Here is a 16,092-nt window from a genome sequence, read left to right as displayed (position 1 = left end):
TGGCATTTTCACTATGCGTTGGTTTTAGTGATTAAGGTGGTTTGCGGCGGCTTCTGTATTGCGTTGCTCACCCCTTAACAGGGCGTTAGGTTTTAATGGGAAAAAATGAGAAAAAATCTTGTTGTAGAATGGGCTGGTCTTTTAAGTTCTAAGCTGAATCGCAGTGCTGATGAAATTTCTGAGTCTGGTTTGATGTGTTATGACTTCTCACCAGATAATGTTGAAGTCATATTTGAAGATGAATCTTATTGTAAGTTCAATCATGCATTTGCTTTGGACAATCCAGATAAAGGTCAGGTGGCTATTTTCACTGAGCACTGTGGGTATCACGTGTTTTCTAATATTGGTGTCACTGTTATTGAATACTTTGGTTCAACGAAAACTGTTATTGTTCAGAGTGAATGGTAGGCTACAAACCTAACAAACAATTTAAGAGTGATTTAGCACGCGTGGCATTTTTGGCATGCGGTGGTTTTTGGTGTTGAAGTGAAATGCAGAGGCTTGGTCATTGCGTGCTTCACACCTTAATTGGGCGTTAGTACGGGTTTGACATCAAAGGTCATAAGTTTTGGTATTTATCTGTTTTAGCGCTCGTCTTTACACCTTTCAGTTTGTACCTTTCACGTTCTTTCCGGTGGCACTATATGCGGAGTGTTCGCTTCGATTTCACCGTTTACGGTTTCTAACTCTTAGCCTATTTCTTTGGTGCTTCTTCATTTTCGTGGTGGCTTTTGAGAGAACCTTGATGACATTTGGTGTGGCTGTTGAAGTACGAGGAAAGAATCCTTGTCTAATTTGAAGCCAGTGAAAGTAGGGTAGTTCAGTGCGTTTTTCTTCTAGCCAACTTTCGTTTTTCAATTGAGTTTAACTTTTGTAGCTGGCCGTCTCACTTCAGTGCTCAAAGCCTTTCATATCATGCTACTTTTCAATATCTTGGAGCGCACAAATAGAAGTAGCGCATGTACTAACAAATTGCTTAAGAGTGATTCGTAACGCGTGGCATTTTCACTATGTGTTGAATTTAGTGATTAAGGTGGTTTGCGGCGACTTCGGTATTGCGTTGCTCACCCCTTAACAGGGCGTTATAACGCAGGAGAGATCTGTGAGTAATTTAGACTTAGCGCAAATGGGCAGTTCGACGGTAAAATTAATTGAGTTCGGCGGTCAACACTGCATACAAAAAAGTGATGTTTCATCTGTTGAAAGGGAATTCTACGAAACAGTAGCCCCCCAAATCATCCAATCTGGTGTTCAAAGTCCTAAAGTACTTCACCTTTCTGGCTCTACTCTAGTCATAGAGTACATCCCTCAAACAGTTTCGATTTCTGAATTGTTCCAATCATTAGAAACATACGAACAGTTAGCAAACTTACACAGTTCTGTGATTGAAGAGCCTTTTCAAATTTGCCAACATCAGTGGTCTAAAGAAGCGACCTCTCACGCGTTAACGCACCTTAAGTTACCCGATGTTTCAATCGATGCACTTAATCATATTCAAAACTCAGAGCATTCAATATTTAATATGCAATCTTATATCTCAGGCGACACCAACAACGGTAACTGGGGACGCAGACTAAGCGGTGAATTGGTGTTATTTGATTGGGAGCGATTTGGTTTAGGGTGTCCAACAATAGATTTAGCCCCTTTAGTCATAGGTATGGGTTCAATAGATGCATTTGAATCAATTATCGAACAATATGGAAAAGTGGGTTCTAGTAACTTACCTCCAACTCCTCTGACTAATTTAATTGTCGCAAAAACATGGATAGCAATTGAAGTCATCAACATTCTGGTTGGTAGAGATAAACCCCAAAAATCCAAATACTTAGAGTGGTTTAACAATACGCTGCCAGATTGGTTGTATAAAATGGGCAATGCGTTATAACAAAGCATTTAAGAGTGATTCCCAACGCTTGGCATTTGCGGTTTACTTCAGCTTTAGTGTTTACGGTGGCATGGTTAAGTTTCGTGGTAGCGTTGCTCACACCTTAATGCGGCGTTATACGCTTTTTGGGATTTGGAGAATAAAATGAATATAGATTTTCTATCAGATTTGTCTGGAGAGTTACAACTAGCATTGAGAGAATCCGGATTAATCGTTCCATCTCCAGAACAATTACGTCAACAAGATAGGCGTTCTGAGGAGTTAAAAGAAAAAATCGAGCATTATGATCTACTTAATCTCTTGAACCATTTCTTTACCGTATACTCTAGGCGTGTGCCCGTACAGAAGTGGAATATCCACATATCAGATAAGCTATCGAACTCTAATAAAATTGTCGAGCTTGCCAGTAAACTGTCAAGAGGCGATGATGTAAATGCTCTACTCAGCAATCGAGTTCTGAAATTGAATCAATCCAAATTTGCAGACTTACTTTTGGCTGAATGGGGAATACATCACTTACATTTTGAAGAGAATAGAAGTGACGAATTACTTTTTATTTACTTTAGTGGCAGTGACGCTTATTTGATCGACATATTACAACATGAGAAAGCAGGTGGTTCGGTAGTCACTTGGACGAATACTGACTTAATTCAAGTCATGCATGACAACTGGCCGAATGTGTTACGACCATATATTTTTAAAACAAACTCTAATTCTCCAATTTTAACAACTGACGAAAGAAGAACGTTAAGGAAGAAAGCAACTACTACTACTGTAATTGTGAATGATGGTACGGAATATCTACCCATGGGAGGTGGCTACTCTTCAAGTAAACACCCTATTCATGCCATAACGCAGTCTGACTTTCTATATTTAACTGTCAAGCAGTTACAAATGGTCGTTGAAGATAACTATGCCGCTATTAAACAAGCCCTTTCTACATACACATCCTCTCCGAAGCTAGAACTCAAACTAGGTGATAATCTTGAGCCAATGGTTGTCGAAGTCGTTCATAATGTTCAACTAAATTTAATCCAAGGTACAGAAAGCGTATAACAAAGCGTTTAAGACGGATTCCCAACGCTTGGTATTTTCAGTTTGAATCGGCTTTAGTGTTTACGGCACAATAGCTTAGGTCTGGTGGTAGCGTTGCTCACCACTTAACGCGGCGTTATACGAATAGAGGGAAATTATGTACAAAAGTACTGATTTTAACTTGGATTCAAAAGAGTTCAGGTTTAAGAAAGACTCATATCCTTTGTCTAAGATAAACAATGTTAGGGTTAAAAAGTTAAGTTTTCTTGATAATTTAGGTCAAGTTTTATTCTGGGTGTGTGTTTTTTCAGGGGCAGTTTGGTTAGTTATTCCAAGGTTGGAAGAGGTACCACAATGGCTACTAGTTTTAGTTCTTAGTCTGACGGTCGTAGGTTTGGTTCTTGCTCTTCTTCGTTGCTCTAAATATGCACTTCAAGTCGAGTTTCGCCACATAGATGAAACGGGCGTTCAATGGGTTAATGTCGCCAAGTCATACTCAAAGTCAGATTGTGAGTTATTTGAGCAGCAAGTGTTGGCACTGAAGACATTCGTATAACAAATTGTTCAAGAGGGATTCGCAACGCGTGGCATTTTTACTATGCGTTGGTTTAGGTGATTAAGACGGTGTGCGGCGGCTTCGGGATTGCGTTGCTCACCCCTTAACAAGGCGTTATGTTCTAGGAGTAATAATGAAGTCAGAAGAGGTGAATCTAATTGAAAGCAAGATAGGGGTCATGCTTCCTAATTGTTATAAGCAGGCGCTTTTAAATTACCCCGAAACTTTGGCTGGCACTGAAGCAGAAGATTTCCATTTTCTTACTAATGCTGATGAAATAATCTCAGGAAATCTAGAGGTAAGAGAAAGTGGTTATTTTGGAGAAAAGTGGCCAGATCGATACTTTATAATTGGTCACAATGGTTGTGGTGATTATTACGTGATCAACCATACAAATACGGAATTTTCGGTTGGCTTTGCAGACCACGATAAAATGGAATGCAATCTATTTGCTAACAATTTGGGCGAGTTTGTCGAGAAGCTCTTGAGGGAGTTTGAAACAGAATAGAACGAACATAACAAGGCGTTTAAGGCGGATTCACAACGCTTGGCGGTTTTGGTTTGCTTCGGCTTAAGTGTTTACGGCACAATGGTTTAGTTGCGGTGGTCTGCGTTGCTCACCACTTAACGCGGCGTTATGTATCCGAGTTTCGAAAGAATGATCGCACTATTTAATATGAAACAGGTTTGATTATTTTGAGTGTGTTAGAGTACTTTTTTTGTTTCAGTGAGGTACGTACAGTGTCAGTAATTCAATTTGCCAAGTTATGGAAAAACCATCCATACCCAAAATCTCCTTGTGATAGGGCTCATTTTCCTAATCAGTGTGCTATTCGTATGGGGGTTGCTCTGGAGGAAATAGGTATCGACACTTCAACTTTTGACCAAAAATATCCTAATAGGCGCTGCTACCCTGGCTTTAAACATAGTCCGAGACACATTTTAGCAGCCCAAGAGTTAGCAAATTGGATCTCTGTTAACCCTAATATATTTGGAAATAAAGAGCTTATTAAAGATCAAAGAGAAAAATCATTAATTGGTCGGAGAGGGATTATCTTTATCAGGAATGGGTGGGGTAGTACCGATCACATTGACGTTTGGGATGGCGAGCATATGAAGGGAGGCGCCCCTGATTGGATTAATCTTGGTGATGAAGTTTGGTTTTGGGAGATAAAACAGTGAAACAAATAACTGCGCTACTTTTATCGTTTGTTAGTTTTTCTTCGTTAGCATTTAATCTGTCAGTTAACAATGGATCATCTTGTACTTTGTTTGAAGAGTCTACCATTTTTGAAACAAAACTAACTTCTCCATGTAATTGGGCAGTTAATGCTCAAGGTGATTTACAGACACTCAGTGTAAAAGGTAACAAAGTAGCCATTCTTCTAGGTCAACCTATATCTTCTAATCAAGCTGAAAAATGGGGGGTAAGTGTCGAACAGAACTGTTCTCTTGAATCTGTTGGTGTAATGATTGATGAGGTTTCAAAAGTAATCGCGGTCAGTAAGCCGCTTGAAGGGGCATTGTTGTGCCCGGTTCTTCCTATAGATCATGTGTTTTTCAAAAGCTACAATTGGTCTCTCTAGCCGCTATACATAACAAAGCATTTAAGAGTGATTCCCAACGCTTGGCATTTTCAGTTCAAGGTTGGGTTTCGTGTTTTTTGGCGCAATGGTTTAGGTTCGTAGTAGCGTTGCTCACACCTTAATGCGGCGTTATGCGCTTGCAGAAATGGAGATAATCAATCATGGAAGATTTAGCTAATTCATTAAGAAGCTCTGGCATAAAAGTTAAAATTAAAAAAGGAAAAATTGCAGTTAGGCTTGACGGACTTTCAAATCCGGTTTCGATAATAAAAGATATATCTGCTGATGAGTATAAAGTGAAAACGAATGATTCGATTTTATCGATAATTGCCAGTCTTTTACTATTTAGTGGTCTATCAGGTATTTATGAGTTTAGTGGTAATACCTTGATAAATATTGCACTTATCTCCGTTTCTATATTGTCTTTTGTTACAGTGTTACTTACAGAGTTTAAGTTGACTAGATTACGCGCTACCGTAGCTGCGTTCAATCGTGGAGAACGCGCATAACAAATTGTTCAAGAGTGATTCGGCACGCGTGGCATTTTAACTATGCGTTGATTTCAGTGGTTAAGGTGGTATGCGGAAGCTTAGGTATTGCGTGCCTCACACCTTAACAAGGCGTTAGTACGGGTTTGACATCAAAGGTCATAAGTTTTGGTGTTTATCTGTTTTGGTGCTCGTATTTACACCTTTCAGTTAGTGCCTTTCACGTTCTTTCCGGTGGCACTATATGCGGAGTGTCCGCTTTGATTTCACCGTTTACGGCTTCTAAGTCTTAGCCTATTTCTTTGGCGCTTCTTCATTTTCGTGGTGGCTTTTGAGAGAACCTTGGTTACTTTTGGTGTGGCTGTTGAAGTACGAGGAAAGAATCCTTTTCTAATTTGAAGCTAGTGAAAGTAGGGCAGTTTGGTGCGTTTTTCTTCTAGCCAACTTTCATCTCTCAATGCGGTAAAGTTTTGTAGCTGCCTGTCTCACTTTAGTGTTCAAAGCCTTTCATATTATGCTATTTTTCAATATCTTGGAGCGCACAAATAGAAGTAGCGCATGTACTAACAAATTGCTTAAGAGTGATTCGTAACGCGTGGCATTTTTACTTTGCGGTGGCTTATGGTGATTAAGGCGCTGTGCGGTAGCTTTTGTATTGCGTTACTCACACCTTAGCAAGGCGTTATGTGATATACCTAAATCGCGATATTGCTCGTATAAGTTTTCAATTAAATTGTATCTTAGTTTCATATGGTTAGGTTAGATAAGACCGACACCAAAGTGAAAGGAACAAGATGACAGAGTCTCAAAATAAATGGTTTAAAAACTGGGCAAATAAACGACAAAAAGGTGCTGCTTACTACATAACCACTCAAACTTTAATCATTAGCGGGGGACTCTTTCTCGGGAAGTTTGCTGGTTTTGCTCTTTTTACTAACCAAAACCGATGGGGAGAGTTTCTCACTGAGTTGCCTACGACGGTGATGTTGTTATTAGCAATTGGTATTCCGTTTAATGTTATCTCTTGGTTTCTAGGAGAGTGGCGGTATAGAAAACTATCAGATAAGCAAAATATCACATAACAAAGCGTTTAAGACAGATTCGCAACGCTCGGCATTTTCGGTTTGCTTTGAATTTTGTGTTTACGGCACAATACTTTAAGCTTGGTGGTCTGCGTTGCTCACTACTTAACGCGGCGTTATGTTCAAGGAACGTTAATAATGAAAAACGCAATTTTTATTGCATTAATATCAATGTTTGTTGCTGGGTGTGTTGGTTTCAATGATTCGCCAGAGGCTAGACTAGTTCACAATGCATCCTTGATGAAAGTGCGAATACAAGATGAATTGAATCAGCAAGATGAGTATCTAGGGTACGATGTCCGTGTAAACTTCAAACTTAATGATAAAGCTGAGGTTACCGAATTCTCGGTACTAAAAACTAGTGGGCTTCGCTCGTTTGATAACGCGGTCGAAAAAGCAGTAAAGAACAGCTCCCCATTCGAATTTTTATTGAGTCTAAGTCCGCAAGAGTTCGAGCAGTTTAAAGATATTAACCTTACCGTTGATTTAGAGTAGCCGTGAACATAACAAATTGTTCAAGAGTGATTCGGCACGCGTGGCATTTTTACTATGCGTTGGCTTCAGTGGTTAAGGTGTTATGCGGAAGCTTAGGTATTGCGTGCCTCACACCTTAACAAGGCGTTAAGCCTATAAGAGGAAATATGGATAGTAAATGGGAGTGCTTTGGGTGCGGGCATAGCAATGAACACTCATCATTGAAGTGTGAAAAGTGCGGGTCTTTAGGCAAAGAGCTTGCAAACAAGCAGATGGCAAACCACCTGTTAGGGAATGACAAAGTGAAATCGAAGTTTGAATACTGCTGTGATAAATGTGGTTCAGAGTCATATGAGGTTGGTGAGTTAAGAGCCAGTGGTGGATTTTGGAGTACATTTTTCAATTACAACAAACACCGTTTTTATTTCTTATCATGCAGTAGCTGCGGTCACACTGAGTTTTACAAACGAGGTCTAGGTACTGGACAAAAAATACTAGATTTTCTAGGTGGTTAGCATAGGCATAACAAACTGTTTAAGAGTGATTCGCAACGCGTGGCATTTTTACTATGCGTTGTGTTTGGGGTTTAAGGTGGTATGCGGAGGCATCGGCATTGCGTTGCTCACACCTTAACAGGGCGTTAGCTTAAATCATTAACAAGGATGTGTAATGAGAAGTAAAAAATGGATATTTGCAGGTATTTTACTCATTGGTGGACCTTCATTATTGCCATTTAGTTTGGAAGTTATCTCGATAATTGAGCTGTTTGGTCTTTTCGGATTGTGGACAATTTATTCATCTTACGCCGAATATTTGGTGAATCATCCTCGCTTTAAAAGAGGTCTGCGTTTAGCTACCAGTTGGGACTTCCAGCCTCAAATGTTGTTCTCGCTGAGAGAGCTTAGGGCATGTCCACAGTTAGTTTTTCATATGCTCCCTATCCAAAGTGTGATGGTCTGGACTTTGAATATTATGTTTTGGGGTGGTGTGGCTTGGTGCTACATAATTTAAGCTAACAAATTGTTCAAGAGGGATTCGCAACGCGTGGCATTTTTACTATGCGTTGGTTTTAGTGATTACGGCGGTATGCAGCGGCTTCAGTATTGCGTTGCTCACCCCTTAACAAGGCGTTAGTACGGGTTTAGCATCAAAGGTTATCAGTTTTGGTGTTTATCTGTGTTGGCGCTCGTCTTTACACCTTTCAGTTCGTACCTTTCACGTTCTTTCCGGTGGCACTATATGCGGAGTGTTTGCTTTGATTTCACCGTTTACGGTTTCTAACTCTTAGCCTATTTCTTTGGTGCTTCTTCATTTTTGTGGCGGCTTCTGAGTGAATCTTGGCTGGAATTGATGCTGTCGTCGGAGTACGAGGACCGAATCCTTTTCTAAGTTGAAGCCAGTAAAAGTAGGGGAGTTCAGTGCATTTTTCTTCTAGCCAACTTCCGTCTTTTAATCGGGGTAAAGTTTTGTAGCTGCCAGTCTCACTTCAGTGTTTAAAGCCTTTCATATTATGCCACTTTTCAATATCTTGGAGCGCACAAATAGAAGTAGCGCATGTACTAACAAATTGCTTAAGAGTGATTCGTAACGCGTGGCATTTTTACTTTGCGGTGGCTTATGGTGATTAAGGCGCTGTGCGGTAGCTTTTGTGTTGCGTTACTCACACCTTAGCAAGGCGTTATAGCACTAAGTGGAAAATGACAAATATATGTTTAAATATCAATATGTAAAAAGACATATTAAAGATGCTGTCGAATGCCTATGTATCGGGGAGGGCGACGCTCGCTCACGTCTAAAAGCAGTAAATGATGTTACTTGTAATTTGGTTGATCATCATTTCCCCGACGATTTGTTGCTGATATGGGAAGAGATTCAGAGTAAATTAACGAAGTATGGTCCTTACAAGGATTTTCAAGGAAATATTGTGGAGGGCTCTGTTTCGCATACATTGCGTAGGATTAAAAATTCTACAGCTAGCGAAATTGCGTCCCTGATTTTAAAGTTGCATTATTTGCTTGAAAAGGACTATTGACCCCGTGCTATAACAAAGCATTTAAGAGTGATTCTCAACGCTTGGCATTGTTCATTCCGTCGTTGAGTTCAGTGTTTTCGGTGGTAAGGTTAAGTTTCGTGGTCGCGTTGTTCACACCTTAATGCGGCGTTAGAGGCACAAGGGAAATTATGCAATATCAAGACTATTTCGGAATTCTTAATTCAATTCTTCTGGTATTTATTTTTCTATATCAGAAAAATAAGAATAAAGTCCTTTTGGACCGTATAACTCAACAAGAGAAAGTCATAAATGAAACGAAGGGAATTATCGAACAACAATCGACGGCTATTGATAGTCAAAGTAAGGTTGTTGACTCTGCTTTAAAATATACGGAGACGTTCTCACCTGAAAAAATTGAATCTGTCTTAAAACGAGAAATCGAGCTAGAACAAAAGGAACAAATCGACAAAATCAAAGAAGAATATGAAAATAAACACATTCCAAAGGAAGAGCTCGCTAATGTTTTAGAGTCATTGGTACCTAAATTATCAGAAAGATTATCTGAGGTAACCAGTGAGTTCACAGAGCCGTTCGTTAACGCTCTAGTTCGTGCAATTGCAAAGCTTTCAGAATCTGAACGTGAAGATGTTTTAAGTCATATACAAGATGTTCGACAAAGAGAAATGGTCAAAGAGATCTATAATCACTTCAAAGATGTCCTAGATTAATGTACCTCTAACAAACAATTTAAGAGTGATTCCTAACGCTTGGCATTTTTCATTCCATTGTTGAGTTCAGTGTTTACGGTGGTATGGTTGAGTTTCGTGGTCGCGTTACTCACACCTTAATTGGGCGTTAGCTGTTTTTATGAGGAAAATCTTTTGCGATTAGAGTCAGACCTTGAAAAGGTAATGAGTAAAATTGAATCTTTCGAATGGAATCTATGTGCTTATATATTCTATGAGCAGTCTATTTGCATGTCGTCACGGATTCTCATCATCGATGATGATCTAGAAGAAGAGCGTGATGACGATGATGAGCCAATTTATCCGTTCGAGAAAGGATATAAAAGTTTCCTTAGCGTAGCAGACCTTCAAAGTGTAAAAAGTAATCTACATGAACAGAAAACAGATTTTAGTTCTAGCGAGCTCCTAAGTGCAGTTAAGTATTACTATGAAAACGATGCATTTATACAAATCAACAGCTAACAAACTGTTTAAGAGGGATTCGCAACGCGTGGCATTTTTACTATGCGTTGAATTTAGTGATTAAGGTGGTTTTCGGCGGCTTCGGTATTGCGTTGCTCACCCCTTAACAGGGCGTTAGTTTGCAAGAGGAAAAACGTAGCTGTATCACAAGATCTAGTGGGAAAAGCTCAAAGTCGAAATTGTTGTATCGGCGTTCAATTTCAGTGTTAATTTGCGTGGTCAAAGTCCAAATCAGGCATAGATTGATTTATTCTTTGGTGCGGCGACTTTTGGGTTAAATGAGTTGAACTTTTTTGTTGAAACTCTGCTCGTTGAGTTTGTCTCGACAAAAGCCGATTTACTCGCTGAAGTGACGTTTTCTCTGATGTGGTAAGTTCCACGTGGTTTCAGTGGCTTTGTTGAAAGTCTGCACTGTGAGATTAGTTTTCCAAAAGAGTTTTTTGGTGTTGTGAGTTCGGTTTCTGCCACGTTGTTTGTTCCAAGTGGTTTCATTGACTAGCCGCTTTGAGACTAAGCCTGACTTAAGTGCATCAAAGCACATAAAGCTTATTGTTTTCAAAATTTAAAATAACGTAAAATCAACTCCTTGGGTTTGCAAACTAACAAACTGCTCAAGAGGGATTCGCAACGCGTGGCATTTTCACTATGCGTTGATTTTTGTGATTAAGGTGGTTTGCGGCGGCTTTTGTATTGCGTTGCTCACCCCTTAGCAGGGCGTTAGGCAATATCAGGAATTTTGCAGTTATGGAATGGAAAAAATTAGTAGAATTAGAAGATGAGAACTTGTGGCGGGGAACTGTGTTTAGATTTCCTGCTACTTATCCATTCGAATCTGTTGTCGACTTTATGCTGTTTTTAGACTCAGCTTCCGAAAGTGGTTTTTCTCTTGTTTGCACCACTGGTTATAAAAGTGGTCACCATGAAGGTGGACTGCCATTAGAGGCGCGTGCGAAAGGAAAAGTTCAAGCCATTAGCAAGAGCTGGCTTATTGAAAATTGGACTAATTGGGTTTATCCCGAAACATCAGTGTCTGAAGTACAAGTATCAGAGGGCTATACGCAGGAAATTGGATCTATTGCCTAACAAGCAATTTAAGAGGGATTCACAACGCTTGGCATTTTTGCTTCTACTTCAATTCTAGTGTCTATGGCACAATGCTTTAGGTTTGGGTGAGGCGTTGCTCACACCTTAATTGGGCGTTATACGATTAAGGAGAAAAATGAAGCCTGATTTACACGGAAGTAGAATTGTTTTGAGGTCAATTCAAACGAATGATTCTGATGATTTGTTTGAAATTTATGGTGACATTCAAACAATGGAATTTGCTTCAGACCCAGTTTTCACATCGGAAGATATGGTAGTTCAGATGCTAGAAAGCGTCGTCCGACTAGAGAAATCAGATGAATCGTTTGAATGGGCTGTTATGGAGCAAGCGACAAGCAAAGTTATTGGAACCTGCGGCTTACATAGCTTTAGTGATAGCGGTGATTCCTGTGAGGTCGGGTGCTTACTAAATTCATCGTACTGGCGACAAGGGTATATGTCGGAAGCTCTTAGTTTATTATTCTCTCATGCTAAATCTTTGGGCATTGAAAAATTGTCTGCCGATATTGATGAGGGTAACTTTAGGTCTCAAGCTTTGTTTAACAAACTGGGCTTCAAAGCTAAAAACGGTCAGTTTCAGCGCTTGCTGTGAGTCATCGTATAACAAACTGTTCAAGAGGGATTCGCAACGCGTGGCATTTTCACTATGCGTTAGTTTAAGTGATTAAGGTGGTATGCAGCAGCTTCGGTATTGCGTTGCTCACCCCTTAACAGGGCGTTATAGCTCATTACTTCTGGGCTCAATTTAGTGATTTAGCCTATAAGTTCAGTCAAGTTGACATGTGCTTAAAGCCTTAGAACTAAGATAGAATTGCCTAAGGTTTAAGACAACAGGTAAGGAATCATGGCTAAAGGCGAGTTTTGTAAAATTGAGAATTTAAAGCCATCACCAAGAACGATCGAATACATTGATCAAATGAATCACATTGTTGATATGTCGACTGTTCTAGATAAAATTTTGATGACAGTTCCTTTCTTCCAAATTTTTGCTGGCCGAGAATCCTACAAAGGTGTGGCTCTGGCATCAGCTTCTTATAATGCGACTACTTACGATTGGACTTTATATTATGAAGCAGTGGCATCTGTAGACAGCATTAAGCGTGGTAGACTGGAACAAATCGCTCTAAAAGCCTCACTGGAAACCCACGGTGAAGAGCGCAAGTTTTGGGAGTGTGTATACAATGCGTTGTAAGGGTGTTGTTGTTTTATCAGCAATATTATTTTCTAGTTTTTCGTGTGCTGATGAATCTTGGAACAGTTATCTTGCTAAGGAAATGGCAAGCAAATATGATTTACTAAATGAAAGAGTTGACTATTGTAAAGGTCAAAGAAAGCTCTTCAATTATCAAAAGCCTATTAATAGCGAATGGTTTAAGTCCTTATCAATTTCCCAACGTCAAAAGGTAATTCTGTTCTCTTTTGAGCATGCTTCTAATCAATGTTCGGCTAAAGAGCGTGGGGAGTATACTGAAAGCATGCTTCGCTATGTGGCAATTTCTGGAGACGAGACCCCCTATAAGGAGTGGAAGTCACTGTCCGTTCGATCAATTGACGAGATTCGAGACGTTAATAGCCTTGGGGTACAGCAACTAATTGAATTTTCAGACACATACTTCAATGCTCCTTTTGATGGACTTAAAATGCTCAAGGCTCTCGACCTATATTGAAAATGAGCTATAACAAAGCATTTAAGAGTGATTCCCAACGCTTGGCATTTTTCATTCCATCGTTGGGTTTTGTGTTTACGGTGGTATGATTGGGTTTTGTGGTAGCGTTGCTCACACCTTAATGCGGCGTTATAGCTCAGGTCAGATCTACCGCCCCAAAATCATAGCTACGTTAATCACGTATAGTTTTGCTATTTGTACGTTACTTGCGTATACTTTGAGTATGAAAAGTGTATTTGTCGAATCAACCATATTTGAAAAGTACCGCAATGAATATCTCAGCGATGATGAGTTTAGGCTTTTTCAAGCTGAGTTAATGTCTAACCCGAAGCAGGGTGACGTGATTCAAGGTACAGGTGGTTTGCGAAAGATTCGAGTTGCAAGTAAAGGTAAGGGCAAGCGTGGTGGCTCTCGCGTTATCTATTACTTCCTCGATGAAAAGCGCCGTTTCTACTTGCTGACGATTTACGGCAAGAATGAAATGGCCGACTTAACCGCAGACCAAAAGAAACAACTAAAGGCTTTTATGGAGGCGTGGCATAATGAGCAATCGTGATCTATTTGCAGAGTTAAGTTCAGCACTTGTTGAGGCTAAAGAGCATTCAGAGGGTAAGCTTACCCTTAAAACTCATCAAGTTAACGACATCAGTGAGTTAAATATCTCACCTGATGAAATCGTGAGTATTCGAGAACAGTTTAATATGTCTCGCGGTGTGTTTGCTCGTTTGCTGCACACATCATCTCGTACGCTAGAAAACTGGGAACAGGGGCGTAGCGCACCAAATGGACAAGCTGTAACCCTTCTAAAGTTGGTTCAGCGTCATCCAGAAACTCTGTCACACATAGCTGAGCTATAACAAACAATTTAAGAGTGATTCAGCACGCTTGGCATTTTCGGTTTGGGCCTAGTTTAGTGATTACGGCGTCCAGTTTGAGTGTTGTGGTCGCGTGCTTCACACCTTAATTGGGCGTTAGCTGTTTGAGGAAAAAATGAGAAAATTCGATAAGCCGCTATTCTGGCTGTATATAAAAACAAGAGACTCATTGTTGTCATCTTTTAAGGGCTTTCTGGGAATGCTTTTAGTGTTGATTGGAGCAGCAGTAGTTTTAGGTAATGAATCCCCTGAGAATGTCTGGATTTCGGTGGGAATCATTTTATTAGTATCTAGTCTTCCAGTCTCAATGGGCTTGATGATGGTAAAGTTCAAATTTAAGAGCTTTGCTGGATCAATACCTACAGCAGAACTAGCGTACTTCTTACAGCACGATGAAGGTGCAAACATAGATAAAGCTGTGAGAGGTTTATTTTCATTATACCTATCTTTTATGATTTACCTTTGGTTTACGATGGTAGCTATCGCAGCTCTTGGTATGTTGGGAGCAAAGATCGTGTTGTAAAACACAGCTAACAAACTGCTCAAGAGGGATTCGCAACGCGTGGCATTTTTACTATGCGTTGAATTTAGTGATTAAGGTGGTTTGCGGCGGCTTAGGTATTGCGTTGCTCACCCCTTAGCAGGGCGTTAGAATTTTCATTTAATAAAGGAGATAGAATTGGATGAGTTAATGAAATGGATATCTTTGATTTCCAACATCGTTACGATTGGAGCCTCTTCGATTGCGATTTATTTATTTCTTGCCAAAAAAGAGAGCTTCACTGCTGTATTCAGAATGTTAGTGAATTATACATATCAGTTATCTCTTTCCGAAGTTAAAGAGAAGTTGGAAAAGCTAAACGAATACAATGCTAAAGACGAAAATGAAAATGAAAAAATAGTCAATATTCTTAATGAGATCGTTGGTCAGATCAAAGGTAATGATAAGTTAAAGCAGCATTTTTCATCTTCTCTCTCTGATATTGATATGTATGCTTTAGGCAAAAAGCAGTTGTCTGAGCCTAAAAAGCGAGCACTAGTCAGTGAGTTGAGAGAACGTCTCAGACACCTTAACGTAAAAAATATTGATCATTTAGTCGGAGATACTAATGAGTAAAATTGTAACGGCGATTAACGCAATGATTTCAAATTCTGAGTCAATCACGAATGTTGTTCAAGGTGACATGGATTCGGAATGTTTTTTTGTTTATGACAACAAACACACGTGGTCAATTATAGAGAATAAAGAGGGTAAGTATTTTCTTCATTACTATCCAGGAAACCCTAGTGCAAATGAATTGGCGGGAATTCCAAGTGAGCATTGGCATGAAGCTGATATTCGCTCTGTAGTCTATACAAGTGAGGTCCTAGGAACAAAAGAAGCATTGGACTCATTGAAAGAACTCAACTCGATAGTCAGAGAAAAGCTGTACGGAATGGATTCTGTTTTGGAAGAAATCATCGGGACTGGAAAATTCTAACAAAGCATTTAAGAGTGATTCGCAACGCTTGGCAGTTTCGCTTCGCTCAAGTATAGCCAAGCGTCGCTCACACCTTAATGCGGCGTTATGCAAATGGCGGAAATTTTACTCTACAGCTCATTCCTGTTCGTTTCTGATGGTTCAAACAGACAACGATAAACGTGGGCAAAACTAGTAAGTTCTTGACGCCAATCTGGTAGACTTAGGTGGATTTTAAGTATTTCAGGAAACCCCTAAATGAGCCAAGAACAACCAAATAACCCATTACACGGTTTGACGCTAGAGAAAATTCTTGTCCGTCTACAGGAACACTATGGTTGGGAAGGCTTGGACGCAGAAATCCAAATCAATTGCTTTTACAACAACCCATCTATCAAGTCTTCGCTTAAGTTCTTGCGTCGCACTCAGTGGGCTAGAGACAAGGTAGAAGCACTGTATATTGAGACTTTTTGCAAGTGAGAAAATTTGCATAACAAAGCATTTAAGAGTGATTCGCAACGCTTGGCGTTTTCGCTTCGCTCAAGTATAGCCAAGCGTCGCTCACACCTTAATGCGGCGTTAGCTTACAGTCTGAAAAATCAAACGCATATAGCTAATCTTAGGTAGGGCATATCGTCAAAGTGAGCTATCTGATTGGCAAATATTTTAGCTGTATCCG

The 16,092-nt window shown here is 39.9% G+C and carries 24 protein-coding genes; all 24 read left to right on the top strand.

Annotation, left to right across the window (positions count from 1 at the left end):
* The first annotated feature begins 105 nt into the window (after positions 1-105).
* The 24 genes from J8Z23_RS09080 (at position 106) to J8Z23_RS08965 (ending at position 15,893) form a co-directional block, all read left to right on the top strand.
* Positions 106-408, top strand: a complete 303-nt coding sequence (locus tag J8Z23_RS09080; RefSeq protein ID WP_434633068.1) for a hypothetical protein — start codon at positions 106-108, stop codon at positions 406-408.
* A gap of 694 nt (positions 409-1,102) precedes the next feature.
* Complete coding sequence (locus tag J8Z23_RS09075; RefSeq protein WP_301658984.1) at positions 1,103-1,885, top strand: phosphotransferase family protein; 783 nt, start codon at positions 1,103-1,105, stop codon at positions 1,883-1,885.
* 144 nt (positions 1,886-2,029) lie between these two features.
* Positions 2,030-2,941 carry a hypothetical protein gene (locus J8Z23_RS09070; RefSeq protein WP_301658983.1) on the top strand — a complete coding sequence of 304 codons (912 nt, stop codon included), beginning with the start codon at positions 2,030-2,032 and terminating at the stop codon, positions 2,939-2,941.
* Positions 2,942-3,077: 136 nt separating this feature from the next.
* Complete coding sequence (locus J8Z23_RS09065; RefSeq protein ID WP_434633065.1) at positions 3,078-3,476, top strand: hypothetical protein; 399 nt, start codon at positions 3,078-3,080, stop codon at positions 3,474-3,476.
* Positions 3,477-3,609: 133 nt separating this feature from the next.
* The gene (locus tag J8Z23_RS09060; RefSeq protein ID WP_301659556.1) at positions 3,610-3,984 is read left to right on the top strand and encodes an SMI1/KNR4 family protein; all 375 of its coding nucleotides are present in this window, start codon (positions 3,610-3,612) and stop codon (positions 3,982-3,984) included.
* A 233-nt stretch (positions 3,985-4,217) separates the two neighbouring features.
* Positions 4,218-4,658: a type VI secretion system amidase effector protein Tae4 gene (locus J8Z23_RS09055; protein WP_301659555.1), complete on the top strand. Its 441-nt coding sequence runs from the start codon at positions 4,218-4,220 to the stop codon at positions 4,656-4,658.
* Positions 4,655-5,062, top strand: a complete 408-nt coding sequence (locus tag J8Z23_RS09050; RefSeq protein ID WP_025769021.1) for a hypothetical protein — start codon at positions 4,655-4,657, stop codon at positions 5,060-5,062. Before J8Z23_RS09055 ends, J8Z23_RS09050 begins: the two co-directional genes overlap by 4 nt.
* A gap of 161 nt (positions 5,063-5,223) precedes the next feature.
* Entirely contained in the window at positions 5,224-5,571 is a 348-nt protein-coding gene (locus J8Z23_RS09045) for a hypothetical protein (protein ID WP_145531947.1), read from the top strand.
* Between the two features lie 773 nt (positions 5,572-6,344).
* On the top strand, positions 6,345-6,632 hold the full coding sequence (locus J8Z23_RS09040) for a hypothetical protein (RefSeq protein WP_301659598.1): 288 nt from the start codon (positions 6,345-6,347) through the stop codon (positions 6,630-6,632).
* Positions 6,633-6,770: 138 nt separating this feature from the next.
* Positions 6,771-7,127: a cell envelope integrity protein TolA gene (locus J8Z23_RS09035; RefSeq protein ID WP_069490865.1), complete on the top strand. Its 357-nt coding sequence runs from the start codon at positions 6,771-6,773 to the stop codon at positions 7,125-7,127.
* Positions 7,128-7,273: 146 nt separating this feature from the next.
* The gene (locus J8Z23_RS09030) at positions 7,274-7,621 is read left to right on the top strand and encodes a zinc ribbon domain-containing protein (protein ID WP_005448158.1); all 348 of its coding nucleotides are present in this window, start codon (positions 7,274-7,276) and stop codon (positions 7,619-7,621) included.
* Positions 7,622-7,775: 154 nt separating this feature from the next.
* Entirely contained in the window at positions 7,776-8,117 is a 342-nt protein-coding gene (locus tag J8Z23_RS09025; RefSeq protein WP_069537329.1) for a hypothetical protein, read from the top strand.
* 1,170 nt (positions 8,118-9,287) lie between these two features.
* A complete protein-coding gene (locus tag J8Z23_RS09020; protein WP_031778161.1) occupies positions 9,288-9,827 on the top strand; it encodes a hypothetical protein in 540 nt (179 codons plus the stop codon).
* Positions 9,828-10,010: 183 nt separating this feature from the next.
* On the top strand, positions 10,011-10,307 hold the full coding sequence (locus J8Z23_RS09015; protein WP_434633056.1) for a DUF7716 domain-containing protein: 297 nt from the start codon (positions 10,011-10,013) through the stop codon (positions 10,305-10,307).
* Positions 10,308-11,051: 744 nt separating this feature from the next.
* Positions 11,052-11,390, top strand: coding sequence for an Imm45 family immunity protein (gene imm45, locus J8Z23_RS09010; protein ID WP_301659305.1), 339 nt, complete (start codon positions 11,052-11,054; stop codon positions 11,388-11,390).
* Between the two features lie 136 nt (positions 11,391-11,526).
* Entirely contained in the window at positions 11,527-12,003 is a 477-nt protein-coding gene (locus J8Z23_RS09005) for a GNAT family N-acetyltransferase (RefSeq protein WP_434633053.1), read from the top strand.
* A 252-nt stretch (positions 12,004-12,255) separates the two neighbouring features.
* Complete coding sequence (locus J8Z23_RS09000) at positions 12,256-12,603, top strand: hypothetical protein (RefSeq protein ID WP_140101478.1); 348 nt, start codon at positions 12,256-12,258, stop codon at positions 12,601-12,603.
* A complete protein-coding gene (locus J8Z23_RS08995; protein WP_301659188.1) occupies positions 12,593-13,078 on the top strand; it encodes a hypothetical protein in 486 nt (161 codons plus the stop codon). Before J8Z23_RS09000 ends, J8Z23_RS08995 begins: the two co-directional genes overlap by 11 nt.
* A 223-nt stretch (positions 13,079-13,301) precedes the next feature.
* On the top strand, positions 13,302-13,634 hold the full coding sequence (locus tag J8Z23_RS08990; protein ID WP_301659827.1) for a type II toxin-antitoxin system RelE/ParE family toxin: 333 nt from the start codon (positions 13,302-13,304) through the stop codon (positions 13,632-13,634).
* A complete protein-coding gene (locus tag J8Z23_RS08985; protein ID WP_017049537.1) occupies positions 13,621-13,935 on the top strand; it encodes a helix-turn-helix domain-containing protein in 315 nt (104 codons plus the stop codon). The genes J8Z23_RS08990 and J8Z23_RS08985 overlap by 14 nt, the downstream gene beginning before the upstream one ends.
* A gap of 133 nt (positions 13,936-14,068) precedes the next feature.
* A complete protein-coding gene (locus J8Z23_RS08980; protein ID WP_301659825.1) occupies positions 14,069-14,476 on the top strand; it encodes a hypothetical protein in 408 nt (135 codons plus the stop codon).
* Between the two features lie 156 nt (positions 14,477-14,632).
* Complete coding sequence (locus J8Z23_RS08975; protein WP_150918945.1) at positions 14,633-15,070, top strand: hypothetical protein; 438 nt, start codon at positions 14,633-14,635, stop codon at positions 15,068-15,070.
* Positions 15,063-15,434: a hypothetical protein gene (locus tag J8Z23_RS08970; protein WP_191907439.1), complete on the top strand. Its 372-nt coding sequence runs from the start codon at positions 15,063-15,065 to the stop codon at positions 15,432-15,434. Before J8Z23_RS08975 ends, J8Z23_RS08970 begins: the two co-directional genes overlap by 8 nt.
* A 237-nt stretch (positions 15,435-15,671) precedes the next feature.
* The gene (locus J8Z23_RS08965; protein ID WP_004400149.1) at positions 15,672-15,893 is read left to right on the top strand and encodes a VF530 family DNA-binding protein; all 222 of its coding nucleotides are present in this window, start codon (positions 15,672-15,674) and stop codon (positions 15,891-15,893) included.
* Positions 15,894-16,092 lie beyond the last annotated feature (199 nt).

The sequence above is a fragment of the Vibrio sp. SCSIO 43086 genome, assembly GCF_051132235.1.
Taxonomy (GTDB): domain Bacteria; phylum Pseudomonadota; class Gammaproteobacteria; order Enterobacterales; family Vibrionaceae; genus Vibrio; species Vibrio diabolicus.
This window is presented reverse-complemented; position numbering and strand designations above follow the sequence as displayed.

Excerpts from the sequence above, each read along its gene's own strand:
- J8Z23_RS09015 (WP_434633056.1), top strand. The coding sequence starts at position 10,011 with ATGAGTAAAATTGAATCTTTCGAATGGAATCTATGTGCTTATATATTC.
- J8Z23_RS09030 (WP_005448158.1), top strand. The coding sequence starts at position 7,274 with ATGGATAGTAAATGGGAGTGCTTTGGGTGCGGGCATAGCAATGAACAC.
- J8Z23_RS09005 (WP_434633053.1), top strand. The coding sequence starts at position 11,527 with ATGAAGCCTGATTTACACGGAAGTAGAATTGTTTTGAGGTCAATTCAA.
- J8Z23_RS09080 (WP_434633068.1), top strand. The coding sequence starts at position 106 with ATGAGAAAAAATCTTGTTGTAGAATGGGCTGGTCTTTTAAGTTCTAAG.
- J8Z23_RS08985 (WP_017049537.1), top strand. The coding sequence starts at position 13,621 with ATGAGCAATCGTGATCTATTTGCAGAGTTAAGTTCAGCACTTGTTGAG.
- J8Z23_RS09065 (WP_434633065.1), top strand. The coding sequence starts at position 3,078 with ATGTACAAAAGTACTGATTTTAACTTGGATTCAAAAGAGTTCAGGTTT.
- J8Z23_RS08965 (WP_004400149.1), top strand. The coding sequence starts at position 15,672 with ATGAGCCAAGAACAACCAAATAACCCATTACACGGTTTGACGCTAGAG.
- J8Z23_RS08970 (WP_191907439.1), top strand. The coding sequence starts at position 15,063 with ATGAGTAAAATTGTAACGGCGATTAACGCAATGATTTCAAATTCTGAG.
- imm45 (WP_301659305.1), top strand. The coding sequence starts at position 11,052 with ATGGAATGGAAAAAATTAGTAGAATTAGAAGATGAGAACTTGTGGCGG.
- J8Z23_RS09020 (WP_031778161.1), top strand. The coding sequence starts at position 9,288 with ATGCAATATCAAGACTATTTCGGAATTCTTAATTCAATTCTTCTGGTA.
- J8Z23_RS08995 (WP_301659188.1), top strand. The coding sequence starts at position 12,593 with ATGCGTTGTAAGGGTGTTGTTGTTTTATCAGCAATATTATTTTCTAGT.
- J8Z23_RS09045 (WP_145531947.1), top strand. The coding sequence starts at position 5,224 with ATGGAAGATTTAGCTAATTCATTAAGAAGCTCTGGCATAAAAGTTAAA.
- J8Z23_RS08980 (WP_301659825.1), top strand. The coding sequence starts at position 14,069 with ATGAGAAAATTCGATAAGCCGCTATTCTGGCTGTATATAAAAACAAGA.
- J8Z23_RS09025 (WP_069537329.1), top strand. The coding sequence starts at position 7,776 with ATGAGAAGTAAAAAATGGATATTTGCAGGTATTTTACTCATTGGTGGA.
- J8Z23_RS09070 (WP_301658983.1), top strand. The coding sequence starts at position 2,030 with ATGAATATAGATTTTCTATCAGATTTGTCTGGAGAGTTACAACTAGCA.
- J8Z23_RS09040 (WP_301659598.1), top strand. The coding sequence starts at position 6,345 with ATGACAGAGTCTCAAAATAAATGGTTTAAAAACTGGGCAAATAAACGA.
- J8Z23_RS09060 (WP_301659556.1), top strand. The coding sequence starts at position 3,610 with ATGAAGTCAGAAGAGGTGAATCTAATTGAAAGCAAGATAGGGGTCATG.
- J8Z23_RS09000 (WP_140101478.1), top strand. The coding sequence starts at position 12,256 with ATGGCTAAAGGCGAGTTTTGTAAAATTGAGAATTTAAAGCCATCACCA.
- J8Z23_RS08990 (WP_301659827.1), top strand. The coding sequence starts at position 13,302 with ATGAAAAGTGTATTTGTCGAATCAACCATATTTGAAAAGTACCGCAAT.
- J8Z23_RS09035 (WP_069490865.1), top strand. The coding sequence starts at position 6,771 with ATGAAAAACGCAATTTTTATTGCATTAATATCAATGTTTGTTGCTGGG.